This window comes from Microbacterium sp. 67-17, from assembly GCF_001898325.1.
In the GTDB taxonomy this organism is placed as follows: domain Bacteria; phylum Actinomycetota; class Actinomycetes; order Actinomycetales; family Microbacteriaceae; genus Microbacterium; species Microbacterium schleiferi.
In genome coordinates this window covers 1-17,529 of record NZ_MKTR01000021.1, presented here as the reverse complement: position 1 = coordinate 17,529, position 17,529 = coordinate 1, and the positions used below count along the sequence as shown (strand labels likewise).

The following is a 17,529-nucleotide window of genomic DNA, read 5'->3' as shown; positions in this document are numbered from 1 at the left end:
GAGGGTTCATGACGCACCGCCGGACGCCGAGGCCGTGGTGGGAGTGCTCGCGGTTGCCGGATCGGCCGGGGCGGGCAGGCGCAGCCGCTTCAGAAGGAGCGCGTTGACTGCGACGATGACGCTGGAGCCGGACATGCTGATGGCGGCGATCTCTGGGGTGAGCATGATCCCGAAGGCCGGGTAGAACACTCCGGCAGCGATGGGCAGCGCGATGGCGTTGTATCCGATGGCCCAGCCAAGGTTCTGCCGCATCTTCCGTAGCGTTCCCTTGCCGATCTTCAGCGCGATTGCGACGTCCAGCGGGTCGGAGCGCATCAGCACGACGTCGGCGGTCTCGATCGCGACGTCGGTGCCAGCGCCGATCGCGATGCCGAGGTCCGCCTGGGCGAGGGCGGGCGCGTCGTTGACGCCGTCGCCGACCATCGCGACCTTCTTGCCGGCCTTTTGCAGCTCGGCGATCTTCGCGGACTTGTCCTCGGGGAGCACGTCGGCGATGACCGTGTCGATGCCCAGCAGCGACGCGATCCGTTCGGCGGTGGGCTTGTTGTCGCCCGTGAGCATCGCCACCTCGATACCCTGCTCATGCAGCGCGTCGATCGCTGCTCTTGCGGTGTCACGGGCGGCATCGGCAAGGGCGATGACCCCGGCGATCTTCCCGTCGACAGCGAACATGATCGCGGTGCGACCACCGTTGGCGAGGGCCTGCTGCTGCGCGGCGACCGCGCTGGTGTCGATGCCCTCGGACGCCATCAGCCGAGCGTTGCCGAGGACGACCTGCTTCCCGTTGACGGTCGCGATCGCCCCCTGCCCGGTGACGTTGCGGAATGCCGTCGCGGTCCGCCGAGGGATGCCGCGCTCGTCGGCATAGGTCACGATCGCTTTCGCCAGCGGGTGCTCGGACTCTCGCTCGAGCGCCGCAGCGAGGGACAGCAGCTCCAGGTCGTCCGTGCCGACCGGGAGGTAGTCGGTGACCTCCGGTTCGCCCTTGGTGAGGGTGCCGGTCTTGTCCAACACGACTGTGTCGATGCGGGCGGCGGTCTCGATCCCGGAGGCGTTCTTGAACAGCACGCCGCGCTTGGCGCCCAGGCCGGTGCCGACCATGATCGCGGTCGGGGTCGCGAGTCCGAGAGCGTCGGGGCAGGTGATGACCACGACGGTGATGGCGAACAGGATCGCCATCGGCACGTCCATCCCGGCGAGGAACCAGACCAGGAAGGTGAGGGTGCCGCCGATCAGGGCGACCAGGACGAGCCAGAACGCCGCCCGGTCGGCAAGACGCTGCCCGGGTGCCTTGGAATTCTGCGCCTCCTGCACGAGCTTGACGATCTGCGCGAGCGCGGTGTCGGCGCCGACCTTCGTCGCCCGCACTCGCAGCGTGCCGACGGTGTTCACGGTCGCGCCGATCACCTCTGAGCCCGGCGCCTTCTCAACCGGCATGGACTCGCCAGTGACCATCGACTCGTCGACCTCGGACTCCCCTTCATCCACCGTGCCGTCGGTGGGGATCTTCGCCCCGGGGCGGATCAGCATCAGGTCGCCAGGGACCACCTCGGACGTGGGGATCTCCACCTCCTCGCCACCGCGGATGACGACTGCGCGGGCCGGGGCGAGCTCCAGTAGGCGGCGGATGGCGTCGTTCGCCCCACCGCGGGCACGCATCTCCACCCAGTGCCCGAGCAGCACGAAGGTGGCCAGCACGGTCGCGGCCTCGTAGAACACCTCGCCGCCGCCGGTGAGGGTGATGATCAGGCTGTAGATCCAACCGGCGCCGACGCCGACCGCGACCAGCACCATCATGTCCAGTGTGCGGGCGCGCAGGGCACGGTAGGCCCCGTCGAAGAAGATCCAGGCCGAGTAGAAGATCACCGGCAGCGACAGGATCAGCATGAACACGTCATCGCGCAGCCCGAACGGGGCCGGCACCTCGAACCCGATCACCTCCCGGCCGATCGGCGACCACAGGGTGATCGGGATCGACAGGATCAGCGCGACCAGGAACCGGTTGCGCATGTCGCGGATCATCGCGTCCATCGACATCCCGCCGTGCCCGCCGTGGCCCATCATCTCCTGCGCACTGTGCCCGGACGCCTCCGTCCCGTGATCGTGCCCGTCCGCGGCGGTTGCCGGATGGCCAGCATGCTCATCACCCGCGCCCGCCGCCGGGTGGGCGTGCTCGCCAGCGACCGCGGTACCAACGTGATCGTGTCCGTCCGCTGCGATTGCCTGATGGCCTTCATGCCCCTCGTGCCCGTCGTGCGGTTCATGGCCAGCATGCTCGGGATGCCCGCCGTGATCGGTGCGCGCCTCGTGGCCCCCGTGGCCGACATGCGTGTCGTGCCCCTGCGTGGTCGCGTGGTCGTGCGGCTCGTGGGTGGGGTCGCAGATGTGGTCGGGCACGGACTGCCCGGCGCAGTGGTACCCGCATTCGATGACCCACTGCTGCAGGTACGCGACGGAGGTGGTCTGCGGATCGTAGGTGACGGTCGCGGTCTGCGAGACGGGGTTCGCGTCGACGCTGATCACACCCGGCTGGCGGGCCAGGTGGGCTTCGGTGACATTCTTCGAAGTCGCGCGGATCATGCCGCTGACCTGCAACGTCACGGTCTTGGTGTCGTTCATTGGGGTTCCTTCCCGATGGCGAGGTCGGTGGTGCCGGGATGGGGCCATTGCCAGTCGGCGACGGCGGGGATGTCGGTGCCGTGCTCGCGAGTGTGGGCGCGGGCGCGCAACCGGGCGTCCTGCAACTCCTGACGCAGTTCGGCGCGACGTGCGGCCAGGCCTGGGACGTGGTCCAGAACGTCGATCGCGAGCCGGTACCGGTCCAGGTCGTTGAGCATGACCATGTCGAACGGGGTCGTGGTGGTGCCCTTCTCCACGAAGCCGTGGACGTGCAGGTTCGGGTGCCCCGCGCGCTTGTACGTGAGCCGGTGGATCAGCCACGGGTAGCCGTGGTAGGCGAAGATCACCGGCTTGTCGGGAGTGAAGATCGCGTCGAACTCCCTATCCGACAGTCCGTGCGGGTGCTGGTCCTCGGACTGCAGACGGGTCAGGTCGACGACGTTGACGACCCGCACGCTCAGCTCCGGGATGTGCTCGCGCAGCAGCGCGGCCGCGGCGAGGGTCTCGAGGGTGGGCACGTCTCCGGCAGCGGCGAGGACGACATCCGGCTCGGTGCCTTCGGTCTCGGTGCCGGCCCAGGGCAGGATGCCGAGCCCGCGGGTGCAGTGCTCGATCGCCTCATCCATGGTCAGCCACTGCGGGGCGGGCTGCTTGCCGGCGACGACGACGTTGATGTACCCGGTGGAACGCAGGCAGTGGTCGTAGGTGGACAGCAGGGTGTTCGCGTCGAACGGCAGGTAGACCCGCACGACGTCGGGGCTCTTGTTCAGCGCGACGTCGATGAAGCCGGGGTCTTGGTGGCTGAATCCGTTGTGGTCCTGCCGCCAGACGTGACTGGACAGCAGGTAGTTGAAGCTCGGGATGGGCTCCCGCCACGGCACATGCCGGGCGGCTTCGAGCCACTTGGCGTGCTGGTTGAACATCGAGTCGACGATGTGGGTGAATGCCTCGTAGCAGTTGAACAGCCCGTGTCGCCCGGTCAGCACGTAGCCTTCGAGCCAGCCCTGGCACTGATGCTCGCTGAGCACCTCGATCACGCGGCCGGTCGGGGCGAGGTGCTCGTCTACCGGGAGCACGGCCGCGTTCCACTGTTTGCCGGTGGCTTCGTAGACGGCGGGTGCGATCCGGTTGGAGGCGGTCTCGTCGGGTCCGAAGATGCGGAAGTTGTCCGGGTTGTCCCGGATCACATCGGCAAGCCATTCTCCGAGCACCCGAGTCGCCTCCGCCGATGTGGCGCCCCGCCTATCCGGGTGAACCAGGTGGGCGTACGCGCGGAAGTCACCGAGGCGCAGCGGGACGCTCAGCTGCCCGCCATTGCCGACGGGGTTCGCGCTCATCCGCCGCGCGCCGTCTGGCGCGACCGCGACCGTCGCCGGGAGCGGGGCGCCGGCGGCGTCGAAGAGTTCGTCGGGACGGTAGGAGCGAAGCCAGTCCTCGAGGATCCGCAGATGCTCCGGGTTGTCGCGGACCTCGGCGAGCGGGACCTGGTGGGCGCGCCAGGTGCCCTCCACGGGGAGCCCGTCGATGACCGGCGGGCAGGTCCAGCCTTTCGGGCTGCGCAACACGATCGCCGGCCACACTGGCCGCCCCTCCAAAGTTCCGTTCGCGGCGCGGCCCTTGATGTCGGCGATGCGGTCCAGCACCGTGTCCAGCACTCCCGCGAACCGCGCGTGAGACTCCCGCGGGTCCTCGTCGTCGAAGCCGACGGTGACGACGAACGGCTCGTGACCGTAGCCGCGCAGCAACGCGACCAGCTCCTCCTCGGGGATGCGGGACAGCACGGTCGGGTTGGCGATCTTGTAACCGTTCAGGTGCAGGATCGGCAGGACGACGCCGTCGTGGGCGGGGTTGAGGAACTTGTTGCCGTGCCAGGCCGTGGCCAGCGGCCCGGTCTCAGCCTCCCCATCGCCGATCACGCACGCGACCAGCAGGCCCGGGTTGTCGAACGCGGCGCCGTAGGCGTGCACGAGGGAGTACCCGAGCTCCCCGCCCTCGTTGATCGACCCGGGCGTCTCCGGGGACGCGTGCGAGGGGATGCCACCGGGGAAGGAGAACTGCCGGAACAGCGCCCGCAGCCCGTCCTCGTTCTGAGCGATCTGGGGGAACAGCTCCGTGTAAGTGCCGTCGAGATAGGCGTTGGCAACCATCCCCGGCCCGCCGTGCCCTGGCCCCGTGACGTACAGGGTGTCCAGGTCGCGGTCGATGATCGCCCGGTTCAGGTGCGCGTAGAGGAAGTTCAGCCCCGGGGTCGTGCCCCAGTGCCCCAGCAGCCGCGGCTTGATGTCGTCACGGGTGAGGGGCGTGCGCAGCAGCGGGTTGCCCTGCAGGTAGATCTGCCCGATGCTCAGATAGTTCGCCGCGCGCCACCACGCGTCCACCCCGGACAGGGTTTCCGCGGTGAGCGGGGTGGTGTGGCGGACCCAGCGGGTCGATGTCGTGCTCATGGTCGGTGTCCTCCGGATCCGCGGCTGCAGCGGCCGCCGGGTGTGATGGTGTTCATGATCGTGCTCCTGACGGGAGGACCACGGTGGCTTCGGTGCCGCGCATCCACACGACGCCGCGGTCGTCGACGAGCACGATCGCGCCGTCGGCGGTGGTGCCGAGCGCCTGGACGGTGCCGCTGGCCGTTCCGGACCTCTCCCAGCCGGCGCCGTTGAGGCGCCAGAGGGCGCCGTCAGTGTCGACGCCGACCAGCCCGCCCGCCGGATCAGACTCCAGCAGGTACAGCAGCGGCGCGTCGGGGACAGGGGCGAAGGTGGCTCCGGCATCGCGGCTCTCCTGGACCCCATCCTGCGTCGCCGCGTAGAGGGCGCCGTCGAGTGTGGCGGCAAGGTCGACGGCAGGCAGATTGGCGCCGTCGACCCAGGTGGTTCCGCCGTCGGGGCTGGTGCGCACGGTGATCGAGCTGGACCCGATCCCGTAGATCGCCTCGGCGGTGGCGGTGAGGACGTGGAAGTCTTCCTGCCCGGTGAAGGCGACCGGCTCCCAGGTGGCGCCGGCGTCGATGCTGCGGACGATGCCGAGGTTGTGCTCACCGAGCTCGGTCGGCGTGGCCGGTCCCGGGTGCCCGGATGCGTAGAGCGTGTCGCCGTGGGCGGTGAGGCCCATCGCGTCGAAGTCGTTGCCTCCCACCGGGCCTGCGAGCACGCCGGCGGCAGTGAGCGTGTACAGGCCCGTGTGCGCGCCGAGCAGCACGGTGCCCTCACCGAGGTCGATGATGCCGTGCACATGCCCGAACGCAGGCTCGGTCGGTGCGGGCGCCGGGGCGGTAGAGCCCGCGCAGCCGGCCAGGAGGAGCCCGACGGCGACGATTGCCGCCGCGGCGACGGTGATGGTTTGGCTTCTCATGCGATGGCTCCGATGAAGAGAACAGTCGCCACGGACAGGATGATCAGGGCGAGGAGGATGGCCACCAGGGAGGCGGCCAGGGTGCGGGACGTCATGACGGGGGCCTTTCGACGGGTCACGCTGCCGGTTCCTGGAAGCGATGGCCTGGCGGGTCGCCGGGGCTCGGGCGGAGCCGGCTTGGTATCGGCTCCGCCCGAGGGGCCGGGGGGGGTCAGAGGGTGGCGAGGATGTCCTGCATCGTGGTGATCTCGTCGGTCTGCCCGTCGATGATCTGCTGCGCCAGCGCGGCGACATCCGGGTTCTGCCCGTTGTCGAGCACCATCTCGGCCATCATGACCGCGCCCTGGTGGTGGGTGATCATGCCCTCCAGAAACAGGCGGGTCGCCTCGACACCGGTAGCGGCATCGAGGGCCGCCATGTCCTCCTCGGACATCATCCCGTCGCCGTGGTCCATGCCCTCCATGCCGCCGATGCCGGACATGGAGTCGTCGTAGGGGATGCCCCAGTCCTCGAGCCAGCCCTTCATGGTCTGGATCTCGGGATCCTGAGCGGCCTTCATCTGCTCGGCGAGGGCCACGACCCGCTCGTCGATGCCGTCCTTGGCCAGGATCTGATCGGCCATCTGGATGGCCTGCTCGTGGTGGGGGATCATCATCGTCACGAACATCTCGTCCGCCGAGTTGAACGACGCTTCCTCGGTGGTGTCGGGTGTCGTGCTGGTCATGCCGCCGGGGCCGTGATCCATGCCGGGCATAGAGCTGCCCGTGGGGGCGCAGCCGGCGAGCACGAGCGCGATGGCGAGAGCGCCGGTGGTCAGCGCGAGGGTACGGAAACGCATGAGAGGGGTCCTTATCTGTCAGTCGAAACGGGTGAGCTGATTCCGCCCGCCCGGGGTGGGCACGGCGAGAGAACCGTCCGGCACGCGGTCGCGCCGGCACGGGCGGGGAATCAGGTTCGACTGATGGACAGGACGAGGAGAGAGGGTGGTCGCGGGTGCGGCAGCGCGGCCAGGACAATGCGTCCGTGGAGTCGCAGCAGGGCGAGGGCGACGCCGAGGCGAGCCAGCAGGACCGGCGCCAGCAGCACGATGGCGGCGGCTAGCAGTGCTAGCGCGCACACCATCGTCAGCATCGAGTGATCCGGCACTCCGCCCGAGCCGCCACAGTCGCCTGCGCAATGACCGGCAGCAGCTTCGGAGTTCATGCCGGGCGTGGTCTCGGTCGCGGTGACGGCGCTCATGTCGGTGCCGGCGTCCACATGGGCGGATTCGAACGCGGTCGCCGTCGTGTCGGAATGCCCGCCCAAGAGGGTGCCGGTGAGTGTATGCATGGCCAGCAGGCCGGCGATCAGCAGAAGGGCGGTGGTGAAGGTCAGCAGGAGCCGGTGCAGCCCGGACCGGGCGTGCACGAGAGCTCGGATGTGGTTCACCGCCGACCTCCTTCCCGCATCCAGGTTACTCCGGGCGCGCCGGATTCTGATCGGCGCGCACCTGAGGCGACGCGCGAGCGTCGTGACCAGCCGAGTCGACTGAACCGGGCCGCGGTGCGGGCGAAGATCCTGGATGGCACGTGTCGGGCGCTCGGTCATCGTAGGCCGGCCCCGCTGCGATGGGACTTCTCGATCAGTGCGAGCAGCCCGAGGGTGTCGTCTTTGATCTGGGTGCGTCCGACGGCCGCCCAGTTGCGGTCCAGGTGGCGACGGAGGTAGTCGAGGACGTGCGCGAGGGCGACGGTGTGCCACGAGGCCGATTGGGCTGGATTCGCGGTATTGCCGAACGCGACGGCGCGAATCAGGTGACCTTCCGGGGCGGTGACCTGCCCGACCGTGAGCAGCTCTTGCACGAGGGCGGGCGCGTCGGCGGGTGAGCAGCAGCCGAACCGCGCGAAGGCGGCTTCCAGCACAGCGGGGTCGCGCATAGCCGGGTTGAGTTTAGGGGCGCCTTCCTTGACCTCGCCCACGATCATGTCCGGCATGCCCGGCCGGGCGCCGAGCGCAGGGTCCGGATCGTCGTCGGGTGCGCGGTTGAGCCGGATCGCGAGGATGTCCAGGTCGGTGACGGTGCGGGGCCTGTCGGCACCGGCCGCGTCCAGCACCGGGTACTCGGCGACGGTGAAGTATCCGTTTACCCGCAAGTACGCTTGCACCAATCCAACCGCGGTGTCCACCGTGCGCTCCGTTCTGTCGCCGTCGTCAGTCAGGCGGCGTGGGCGTAGCGGGCCGGGTCGGCGTCGAACAGCGGACCGCACTCGGGGCAGCAGAACCAGAAGCGGGCGCCCTCGTAGTCCCGGAACAGGCCGCGTTGCTCGGCCCACGCCGGATCGACCCGGTTGCCGGGCATCACCGGACAGGTCACCAGGTTCGTTGCCCCCGCCGGAGGCTCGTGATGGTGATGCTCGTGCGCGCTGTGATTCTGCGCTCCGTGAGCATGCTCGTGAGCGTGGTCATCCGTGTGGTCGCGCCCCGAGTGATCGTGGTCGTGGGACATGATGTCTTCTCCTTCTTGAGCGATGGGTCAGGCCCGGATCGGGGCGGGCTCCCGCGAGACCGGGGCTGCGCTGGGGGTCGGGACGGACAGGGGGCGGAAGCGGCGCAGCCGGAGGCTGTTGGTGACCACGAACACGCTGCTGAACGCCATAGCGGCGCCGGCGAGGATGGGGTTGAGCAGGGCGAGCATCGCGACCGGGATCGCGGCGACGTTGTACGCGAACGCCCAGAACAGGTTCCCCTTGATCGTGCCCAGGGTGCGGCGGGCCAGCCGGATCGCATCCGGGACCAGCACCAGGTCTCCGGAGACGATGGTCAGGTCGGCGGCGGTGATGGCCGCATCGGTGCCGGTGCCCATCGCGATGCCGAGGTCCGCGGCGGCCAGGGCGGCGGCGTCGTTCACGCCGTCGCCGACCATCGCGACCACGCGTCCCGCGGCCTGGAGCTCTCGGATGGTGTCGAGCTTGCCCTGCGGGGTGACCCCGGCACGGACGTCCTCGATGCCGACCTGGTCGGCGATCGCGCGGGCGGCGCCCGGGTTGTCGCCGGTGAGCAGGATCGGGGTCAGCCCGAGCGCTCGGAGTCGGGCGATCGCCTCGGGGCTGGTGGGCTTGACGGTGTCGGCGACGCTGATCGTGCCGCGCATCTGCCCGTCCCACGCCACCACCGTCACGGTCGCTCCCGCCGATTCGTCCGCCGCGATCGTCGCGGCGAGCTCCTCGGGGACCGGGATGGCCCATCGCGTCGTGATCCACGAGGCGCGGCCGGCAGCGACCATCCGGCCCTCGACGATGCCGTGCACGCCCTGACCGGCTTCGGCGGAGAAGGACTCCACCGCGCCTGCCGCAACGGTCGCGGCGGCGGTGATGGCGCGGCCGATGGGGTGCTCTGAGCCGTGCTCCAGCGCGGCGGCGACTCGGAGCAGTTCCGCCGGGTCGGTGCCTTCGGCGGGGTGGATGCCGGTGACGGTCATGGTGCCGGCGGTGACCGTGCCGGTCTTGTCCAGCACGACGGTGTCGATGCGGCGGGTCTGCTCCAGCACCTGCGGTCCGCGGATCAGGATGCCCAGCTGCGCGCCGCGGCCGGTTCCCACCAGCAACGCGGTCGGCGTCGCCAGCCCGAGCGCGCACGGGCACGCGATGATCAGGGTCGTCACCGCGGCGGTGAAGGCGACCTCCAGCCCGGCTCCGGCGATCAGCCAGCCGGCGAACGCGGCCAACGAGAGGACGATGACGACGGGCACGAAGATCGCCGAGACCCGATCGGCGAGGCGCTGCACCTGCGCCTTGCCGGTCTGCGCCTCCTCGACCAGCCGGGCCATCCGGGCCAGCTCGGTGTCCGCTCCGACGCGGGTGATCTCCACCAGCAGGCGACCGCCGGTGTTCACGGTCGCGCCGACGACGCGGGAGCCGGGGCCGACTTCCACCGGCACGGACTCGCCGGTGAGCATCGACTCGTCCACCGCCGAGACGCCCTCGGCGACCAGGCCGTCGGCGGGGATCTTCTCGCCCGGCCGCACCACGACGCGGTCGCCGGGGACGAGCTGGCCGACGGGGATGCGCTGCTCGACGCCTGTCCGGAGGACCACCGCGTCCTTCGCGCCGAGCTCGAGCAGGGCTCGAAGCGCTTCCCCGGACTGCCGCTTGGCGCGGACCTCGAGGTAGCGGCCGAGCAGGATGAACACGGTCACCAGCGCGGCGACCTCCAGGTATACCTCGTGACCGCCGGACTGCGGGGTGCCGACGAAGGTGACGCTCATCCGCATCCCTGGCATCCCGGCGCCGCCGAAGAACAGCGCATACAGCGACCAGCCGAACGCGGCCAGCACGCCGACGCTGATCAGGGTGTCCATCGTGGCCGCGCCGTGGCGGGCGTTGATCGCCGCGGCCCGGTGGAACGGCCATGCCCCCCACACCACCACGGGGGCGGCGAGGGTCAGGGCGAGCCACTGCCAGGAGGTGAACTGCAGCGCAGGGATCATCGACAGCACCCCGACGGGCACCGCCAGAAGCGTCGAGATGATTAGCCGCTGCCGCAACGACAGCAGCTCCTCATCGCGAGGCGCACCAGCTTGCCCCTCGACGGGGTCGGTGGCGGGTGGGGCAGGAACGGTCGCCCCGTACCCCGCCTGCTCGATGGCCGCGATCAGCTCCTCCACCGCCACCGGGGACTCGGCGTGGACACGGGCCTTCTCGGTGGCGAAGTTGACGGTCGCCTCCACCCCGGGCAGCTTGTTCAGCTTCCGCTCGACCCGCGTCGCGCACGACGCGCACGTCATCCCGGTGATGTCGAGATCGACATCCGTAGCCGTACTCATGACGCGCTGGCGAGGCTGTATCCGGCCTCCTCGACCGCCTCCCTCACGCGGGCAGCGTCCACCGGGGCGGTGCTGGACACGGTCACCGTCGAGACGCCGCCCGCGTGCAGATCGACCTCGACGCCGGAGACGCCGTCGATGGCGGAGACCTCCTCGGTCACACTGCGCACGCAATGCGAGCAGGTCATCCCTTCCACCAGGAACTGCGCCGACACGCCACCCACCCCAGGCTGAGCCGGCGGTGCAGCCTCGGCCTTCGCCGCGGTGCCGTGCGTGGTCGGGCTGCAACACGCGCAACCGCCGCCGCTAGTCGCCTGCAGTCCGAGGTCCTGGAATCCCTGTCCGGTCATGATGTGCTCCCTTCGCGAGCATTGAATGAATGTTTGTGGGGACGAATGTTTAGGAGCGGACCAGCCGCGCGATCGCGGCGTTCGCCTCACGCAGCTTCTCCTCCGCGACGGGGCCACCCTCGGCGGTCGCCTGGGCGACGCAGTGCCCGAGGTGATCCTCGAGCAGGGTCAGCGCGACCGACTCCAGCGCCTTCGTCACCGCGGAGACCTGGGTGAGGATGTCGATGCAGTACACGTCCTCATCGACCATCCGCGCGATCCCGCGCACCTGACCCTCCGCACGACGCAACCGCGCCAGCAGCGCCTGCTTGTCATCCACGTATCCGTGTGCCATTCCGACCACCTCCTACCTGACCATATACCTACTAGGGGTATAGGGTACATGTCAGTCCAAATATTCCCGGAGAACGCAAATTGAAAGGGCGAACGTGACTAACTGGTACGTCATCACCGGTGGGCCTAGCTCGGGCAAGACCACGACCGTGAACCTGCTACGCGACCGCGGCTACACCACCACCATCGAGCACGCCCGCCACTACATCGATCTCCAGCGCATCGAGGGGCGAACCGTCGAGGAGGTCCGCGCCAAGCAGCGCGAGTTCCAGCGCGGCGTGCTGGACATGCAGCTCGCCGAGGAAGCCGCCCTCGATCCCGCCACGACGGTGTTTCTGGACCGGGCCATCCCAGACTCGCTGGCCTACTACCGCTTCCTGCAGCTCGAACCCGACCCGATCCTGGTGGCCGCGCTCGAGCAGGTGGACTACCGCACGACGTTCATCCTGGACCTGCTGCCGCTGGCGCCGGACTACGCCCGCACCGAGGACACCGCCGCCCAGCAGCGGATCCATCACCTGCTCACCGAGGTATACGCGGCGCTGCCGTTCCCGATCGTGCACGTCCCAGTGCTCGGGGCGCAGGAGCGGGTCGACTTCATCCTCGACCGGCTCTAGCGCCGGTCGCCGCTCCCGGGCGCCTACTGCCCGGGTGTGGAAGGCAGGACTCCTCATAACATACCCCCCTAGCGTATGCAAGCCGGTCGTCGACCGCTGCCGCCCGGCCTACGGTTCTTCGCAACCGACCCGATACGGGCCGACGAGAAGGAGGACTGAGATGACCATCGCGGATCAGATGCTCCGGACCCACCCGAAGGATCTGGGAGACCTCGATCAGGCGGCACTACTGGCCTGCATTCAGGCCTGCGTCGACTGCGCCCAGGCGTGCAGCGCGTGCGCCGACGCCTGTTTGAGCGAGGACATGATCGCCGACCTCACCAAGTGTGTGAGGACCAACCTCGACTGCGCGGACCTATGCGAGACAACCGGTCGCATCCTGTCGCGGCGCACCGGCTACGACGCGAACGTCACGCGAGCCACCCTGGAAGCCTGCCGCACCGCGTGCACGGCCTGCGCCGACGAATGCGAACAGCACGCCGGCATGCACGAGCACTGCCGGGTGTGCGCGGAAGCCTGCCGGACCTGCGAGCAGGCCTGCGAGAAGCTGCTCGGCCTGCTGTGAGCGACCACACCCCGCACGAACGGGCCTCGCACACCGGCGGTGCGAAGAGCTACCTGCGCCTGCTCATCGCGCTGGCCCTGAGCCTGGTGGTGATGTACTTCTTCACGTTCGCACTGATCAACGTCGTCGGCGATCTCTACCTGAACATCAGCAACCTCTACATGGCCCTGATGATGGTGTTCCCGATGGGCATCATCATGATCGCGATCATGTGGCGCATGTTCCCGAACAAGCCGCTCAACATCGGGCTCATCGTCGCATTCGCCCTGCTCACGGTCGGCGCGTTCTTCATGGGAAGGGCCGCGACGTTCGTGGGAAACCAGCAGTTCCTGGACTCGATGATCCCCCACCACTCCCGAGCCATCCTGCTCTGCGAACAGTCGAACATCACCGACCTGGAGATCAAAGACCTCTGCGGCGAGATCGTCGAGTCCCAGCAACAAGAAATCGATCAGATGAAGGACATCCTGCAGCGGCTCGGGAACTAGACCGGCCCTGCTGGATCAGCGTCGGGCCGAGTCACCGCGGCTAGAGACTGCCGGGCGATCTCGAGCTCCTCGTTTGTGGGCACGACCAGGACGGCGGTCGGGGAGCGGGAGTCGGAGACCGTCCGCGCCTCCCGCCCCGCCGTCGCGCGGTTGCGCTCGTCGTCGAGGCGAATCCCGAGACGCTCCATGCCGGAGACGGCGGCGGCGCGGGTCGCCGGGGCATTCTCGCCGACACCGCCGGTGAACACGATCGCGTCGGCGCCGCCGAGCTGGCCGAGGTAGGCGCCGAGGTAGTGCCGCAGCCGGTAGTGGTAGACCTCCAGCGCCGCAGTCGCGGCGGGATCGCCGGCGACCGCAGCCGCGTGGATGTCGCGCATGTCCTCGGTGCCGGCCAAAGCGCGCAAGCCGCTCTCGCGGGTCAGCAGCTCCTCAAGCTCGTCCCATCCGAGGCCCGCTCGGCCGAGGGCGATGAGCACTCCGGGATCGAGGTCGCCGGCGCGGGTGCCCATGACGAGTCCTGCCAAGGGCGTCATGCCCATCGAGGTGTCCACGGACCGCCCGCCGGCGATCGCGCAGGCGGAGGCGCCGTTCCCCAGATGGAAGACGATCAGCCGCAGCTCCGACAGCGGCCGCCCCAGCCGCTCGGCCGCCCGGGCGGAGACGTATTGGTAGGAGATGCCGTGGAACCCGTACCGGCGGATCCGATGCTGCCGGACGAGCTCCGGCGGCAGCGCATAGGCGGTGGCTGCCGGGCGCAGGGTGCGGTGGAACGCGGTATCGAACACCGCCACGTTCGGGACGCCGGGGAACACGGCGCGGGCGGCGCGGATGCCCGCGAGATTGACTGGGTTGTGCAGCGGCGCCAAGGCGGCGAGATCGTCGATCTGCTGCTCCACCTCGTCGGTGATCAGCGTCGCGGAATCGAACCGGCTGCCGCCGTGCACCACCCGGTGACCGATGACGCCGACAGGTTCATGGCGCAGCTCGGCAAGCAGATCCCGGATCGCGGCACCGTGCCCCGTTCCCTCGGAGGCATCGTGACCGAGCCGTTCCACGGTGCCGCCCCGGATTGCCGTTCCGGACTGCCCGTCGACCAGCCGCCACTTGATCGAGGAGGAGCCCGCGTTCAGCACCAGCACGACGGTCATCCGTAGCCCCCAGAAAGTGCTCAATCGTCATCGTCGTCGGATTCTATGTGCCATGAGTGGCCCCCCGTCGATGCCAACTCCGAACCTTCCACGCGTCGGTGCTTCTTGCGCCTGACGGCGTCCAACGAACAGCCGGAGTCGGCTAATCGGCGCGCTAGCGCGGTAGCGCCTCGGTCGCTCCCTCCCCCCTTTCGCGCGGCCTGCGGTATGAGAGGCGCGACAGCGGGGCTTGTCAGCCTCTCGTAGAGGCGAGCACCGGAGGAGGCCCGCCCATCGCGTAAGCCGCCGACTTCTGCTCGAAGGCTTGGCGCCGCTCGGCGCGGCGAGCCCGGATCAGGATGATGAGGGTGATCGGGCCGTTGACGAGGAACTTCAGCGCGTTCCAGATGAACAGCAGCACGACCAGGTTCAGCCAGCCCGGCCCGCCGTCGGCGATCCACACCGTCAGCAGCCACGCGCCGAGCAGGTACAGCACGGCGATGAGCATGGCGGGCACGCCCCACTTCAGGCCGCGGCGCGTGTGCAGCGCGTCGAGCAGGATGTTCGTCGGCATGTACGTCCGCAGGAACAGCCGAACTCGGATGCTGAGATTCCAGAGCAGTCGGAACACGATGTCCGCCTCCCGAGAGGGTGCGTAGCTCCGCCGAGGAGGTAGATCATGTGGTGAGTGTCCCGAGGGACCGTCGAAAGCGACCTAGAAATCGTGGCTACTACCTCAAGATCAGAGTACGCCCGACCCGCGAGACGCGGAAGGGATGCGGCGGGAGTCGCGAGAGCGCCAAGTAAGGAGCCCCGCGTCTGGCGCGCACTCCAGCCCAGTGGCATGTCGGCTCGCAATGAGCAGTCGCTGAGCATGCCCGTTCTGCCCTTACAGGCGCGGCCCAGCGACCCTGAGACTGCGGGTGGTCGGTCCAGGTTCTGCCGCGCGTACCGCGAGCTGTTGCGCGCGAAGGGTCGCGGCGCGTGCTCGTGCCGCGTCTGCGCGTTGCGAAGCATCATCGCCGACAAGGCCGAGCCCCCTGGCCACGGCGATGCCGTACTTGTCGCGATAGGCCGCGACGGTGCGTGCCTCGCGTCGCCAAAGTGCGGCGAGCTGCGGATCAGAGGGTTCCATCCCGAGTCCCGAGATCCACTCCCCCGAGGACTCGACGGCCTCGGTGACGAGCGCATCTGCTCGCTGCTCGATGAGCGCGGCACGTTCACGGAGTGCGCTGCGCATATCGTCGTCCATCGGGCCGAGCGCGGGAGTGACGACTCCGGCGATGGGCGTGGCGGGCTGGCGCACGCGCCCCGCGCCGTTCGTGTGCTCCAGGGCGCGGATCACCCGCTCGTGGAGCACCGCGGCCACATCGCCCGCGTCATTGAGCGGACGAGAAGCGACGAGAGCGCTCAGAAGGCGCTCGGCATCGTAGCCGTCGGCTTCGGCTCGGCGCAGCTCTGCGCTGAGCACGCCGAACGCGGTCGAGTCGATTGCTGCGGATGCCTCGGCCTCGGTGAGCCGCGTCCTTCGCAGCAGAGCCTCCCACCGTGGCTGTTGCGCGGCGGCGGCGATGGTCTCGTATTCGGCGGCGAGTTGCGCGACCGAGCCCCACACATCCTGCTCGGCGGCGATCGTCTGGCGGGCGGAGAGTTCCGCGCCGACGTGCTGGAGCACCCCGGCGAGCACCTTGCGCGCCGCGACCACGAGGGTGTCCTGAGCGGGCGGGTGAATGTGGTCATCATCGGGGCGGTTGAGGGAGACATAGGCGAAGTTCCCGGCCTTGCCACGGGTCATGGCGACGTAGAAGTTCTCGCGGGTCGCGCCGGGCTCGATGAGCGTGTGTCCGGTGTCGACCGTGACTCCTTGCGCCCGGTATGCGGTGACCGCGTAGCCGAGTTCGACATGCTCGGCGACGTATCCGGCAGGGAGTCGCAGCGTCGCGCCTCCGCGTCGCCCGGCAGGCCGCACTCGTAGCGACCCGTCGATGCCGATGGCGGTGATCGTCCACCGGCTGCCGTTGCGCACCCAGCCGCGTCCGGTGCGCAGTTCACGGTCGTTGCGGCGGGTGATGATCGCGTCCCCGACGGACGCCTCGGTGCAGTCGTGCAGCCGCACCTCGGCGCGCGCGTCGACCTGCCCGGCGAGGATGAGGTCGGCGCGGGCGCGCCGGTTCAGGGTGGTGACCATCGCGCTCGACTCGGCAATGAGGATGCTCGCCAGCCCCAACGCGCGGTCGCGCTGCCAGGCGGCGTAGGCGGCGTCGGCCATGCGCTCGGTTTCGCCCGCCCGGATACGACCGTGGGCCTGGTAGGTGTCGATGGCTTCGATGCGGCCGTTGCGTAGATCGCGGGTGGCACCCTTCTCCCAGGCTGCGGTGATGCGGCGCACGTCGGTCAACTCGGGCACGTCGGCACGGTCGGCGACGAGCATCCCGAACGCTCCCCCGGCGTCGACGGACTGGAGTTGCGCGGGATCGCCCACGAGCAGCACCTTCGCTCCGGCGTCGGCTGCGACGCGCACGAGCCGGTCGAGCGCGAGCGTCCCGGCGAGGGATGCCTCGTCCACGATCACGAGCTGCCCGGCGGTGAACCCGGTGCCGTGGTCGCGGTGGGTCTGCCACCACTTCGCGGTGTTCTCCGTCGGGATGCCGAGGTCACCGGCCAGCACCTCGGCCGCGACCGCGGACGGTGCCAGACCGACGACCGCGCCGCGCCCGTGCTCGGCCTCCCACGCACGCCGCAGCGCGCGCAGCGCGGTGGTCTTCCCCGCCCCCGCAGGGCCGACGAGCAGGTCGAGTACCCGACCCGACGACGCAATCGCTGCGAGCGCGGCGCGCTGGTCGTCGCCGAGCGTGCGCCCACGGTGGGGTTGCAGCGCGTGCGCGATGGTTGCGTCGGCCAGGCGCGGTGCAACCTGCTCGCGGGAGCGTGCAAGCAGACGGTCCTCGGCGGCGAGCACCGCGGCACCGCTGTAGCGGGCGGTGTTGCGGGGGCGGAACATGCTCGTCCCGTCCGCGCGCTGGAACGCGGCGGGGCTGGAGGCCAGCTCGGGCGGCGTGAGCCGGATGGACGCCTGCTCCGCGGCGTCGGTGACCATCCCCGTGATCGCCTCGCGGTCCTCGGTGGCGGTGAAGCGCCAGCCCATCGTCTGGCGTGCGGCCTCGGCGTAGAGATTCCAGTGGCTCCACGTCGTGCGCTTCTCGGCAACCGCGGCGACCACCGACGCGCCGAGCCTGGCGATCCGCTCCAGCGGCACATCCTCCGCGCGCAGGAGCTTCGCG

At 69.6% G+C, this 17,529-nt stretch carries 17 protein-coding genes; 3 read left to right on the top strand and 14 right to left on the bottom strand.

The features are described 5' to 3' along the window. Nucleotides 1-6: 6 nt before the first annotated feature. From BGO47_RS09155 to BGO47_RS09105, 11 genes are all read right to left on the bottom strand, one after another. Nucleotides 7-2,619, bottom strand: coding sequence for a heavy metal translocating P-type ATPase (locus BGO47_RS09155; RefSeq protein ID WP_292710998.1), 2,613 nt, complete (start codon nt 2,617-2,619; stop codon nt 7-9). Then, nucleotides 2,616-5,063 carry a phosphoketolase gene (locus tag BGO47_RS09150; RefSeq protein WP_292710995.1) on the bottom strand — a complete coding sequence of 816 codons (2,448 nt, stop codon included), beginning with the start codon at nt 5,061-5,063 and terminating at the stop codon, nt 2,616-2,618. The genes BGO47_RS09155 and BGO47_RS09150 overlap by 4 nt, the downstream gene beginning before the upstream one ends. Before the next feature lie 52 nt (nt 5,064-5,115). After that, nucleotides 5,116-5,967: a F510_1955 family glycosylhydrolase gene (locus BGO47_RS09145; protein WP_292710992.1), complete on the bottom strand. Its 852-nt coding sequence runs from the start codon at nt 5,965-5,967 to the stop codon at nt 5,116-5,118. Beyond that, on the bottom strand, nt 5,964-6,086 hold the full coding sequence (locus BGO47_RS09140; RefSeq protein WP_292710989.1) for a hypothetical protein: 123 nt from the start codon (nt 6,084-6,086) through the stop codon (nt 5,964-5,966). Before BGO47_RS09140 ends, BGO47_RS09145 begins: the two co-directional genes overlap by 4 nt. 92 nt (nt 6,087-6,178) lie before the next feature. Continuing rightward, entirely contained in the window at nt 6,179-6,805 is a 627-nt protein-coding gene (locus BGO47_RS09135) for a DUF305 domain-containing protein (protein ID WP_292710986.1), read from the bottom strand. A 110-nt stretch (nt 6,806-6,915) separates the two neighbouring features. Further along, nucleotides 6,916-7,395, bottom strand: coding sequence for a DUF6153 family protein (locus BGO47_RS09130; protein WP_138178302.1), 480 nt, complete (start codon nt 7,393-7,395; stop codon nt 6,916-6,918). 155 nt (nt 7,396-7,550) lie between these two features. Further along, nucleotides 7,551-8,132 carry a hypothetical protein gene (locus tag BGO47_RS09125; RefSeq protein WP_292710982.1) on the bottom strand — a complete coding sequence of 194 codons (582 nt, stop codon included), beginning with the start codon at nt 8,130-8,132 and terminating at the stop codon, nt 7,551-7,553. A 29-nt stretch (nt 8,133-8,161) separates the two neighbouring features. Then, nucleotides 8,162-8,452 (bottom strand): YHS domain-containing protein, encoded by a 291-nt coding sequence (locus BGO47_RS09120; protein ID WP_292710980.1) that lies wholly within the window; start codon nt 8,450-8,452, stop codon nt 8,162-8,164. A 27-nt stretch (nt 8,453-8,479) separates the two neighbouring features. Further along, on the bottom strand, nt 8,480-10,768 hold the full coding sequence (locus tag BGO47_RS09115; RefSeq protein ID WP_292710978.1) for a heavy metal translocating P-type ATPase: 2,289 nt from the start codon (nt 10,766-10,768) through the stop codon (nt 8,480-8,482). Further along, nucleotides 10,765-11,118, bottom strand: coding sequence for a heavy-metal-associated domain-containing protein (locus BGO47_RS09110; protein ID WP_138172298.1), 354 nt, complete (start codon nt 11,116-11,118; stop codon nt 10,765-10,767). The genes BGO47_RS09115 and BGO47_RS09110 overlap by 4 nt, the downstream gene beginning before the upstream one ends. 49 nt (nt 11,119-11,167) lie before the next feature. Then, nucleotides 11,168-11,452, bottom strand: coding sequence for a metal-sensitive transcriptional regulator (locus BGO47_RS09105; RefSeq protein WP_045246014.1), 285 nt, complete (start codon nt 11,450-11,452; stop codon nt 11,168-11,170). Nucleotides 11,453-11,546: 94 nt separating this feature from the next. Here BGO47_RS09105 and BGO47_RS09100 point away from each other — a divergent pair, with 94 nt between their 5' ends. The 3 genes from BGO47_RS09100 to BGO47_RS09090 all read left to right on the top strand — a co-directional run bounded on the left by BGO47_RS09100 (nt 11,547) and on the right by BGO47_RS09090 (nt 13,121). Further along, entirely contained in the window at nt 11,547-12,068 is a 522-nt protein-coding gene (locus BGO47_RS09100) for an ATP-binding protein (protein WP_228162877.1), read from the top strand. Nucleotides 12,069-12,228: 160 nt separating this feature from the next. After that, entirely contained in the window at nt 12,229-12,633 is a 405-nt protein-coding gene (locus BGO47_RS09095; RefSeq protein WP_292710973.1) for a four-helix bundle copper-binding protein, read from the top strand. Further along, on the top strand, nt 12,630-13,121 hold the full coding sequence (locus BGO47_RS09090; protein ID WP_252370853.1) for a DUF305 domain-containing protein: 492 nt from the start codon (nt 12,630-12,632) through the stop codon (nt 13,119-13,121). The genes BGO47_RS09095 and BGO47_RS09090 overlap by 4 nt, the downstream gene beginning before the upstream one ends. On the opposite strand, the gene BGO47_RS09085 is transcribed toward BGO47_RS09090, so the two are convergent. From BGO47_RS09085 to BGO47_RS09075, 3 genes are all read right to left on the bottom strand, one after another. Further along, complete coding sequence (locus BGO47_RS09085) at nt 13,118-14,269, bottom strand: acetate kinase (RefSeq protein ID WP_292711164.1); 1,152 nt, start codon at nt 14,267-14,269, stop codon at nt 13,118-13,120. The genes BGO47_RS09090 and BGO47_RS09085 overlap by 4 nt on opposite strands. Before the next feature lie 232 nt (nt 14,270-14,501). Continuing rightward, on the bottom strand, nt 14,502-14,879 hold the full coding sequence (locus BGO47_RS09080) for a sulfate permease (RefSeq protein WP_228162880.1): 378 nt from the start codon (nt 14,877-14,879) through the stop codon (nt 14,502-14,504). A gap of 258 nt (nt 14,880-15,137) precedes the next feature. Beyond that, on the bottom strand, nt 15,138-17,529 hold a 2,392-nt coding region (locus BGO47_RS09075; RefSeq protein ID WP_292710969.1), incomplete at its 5' end, for an AAA family ATPase.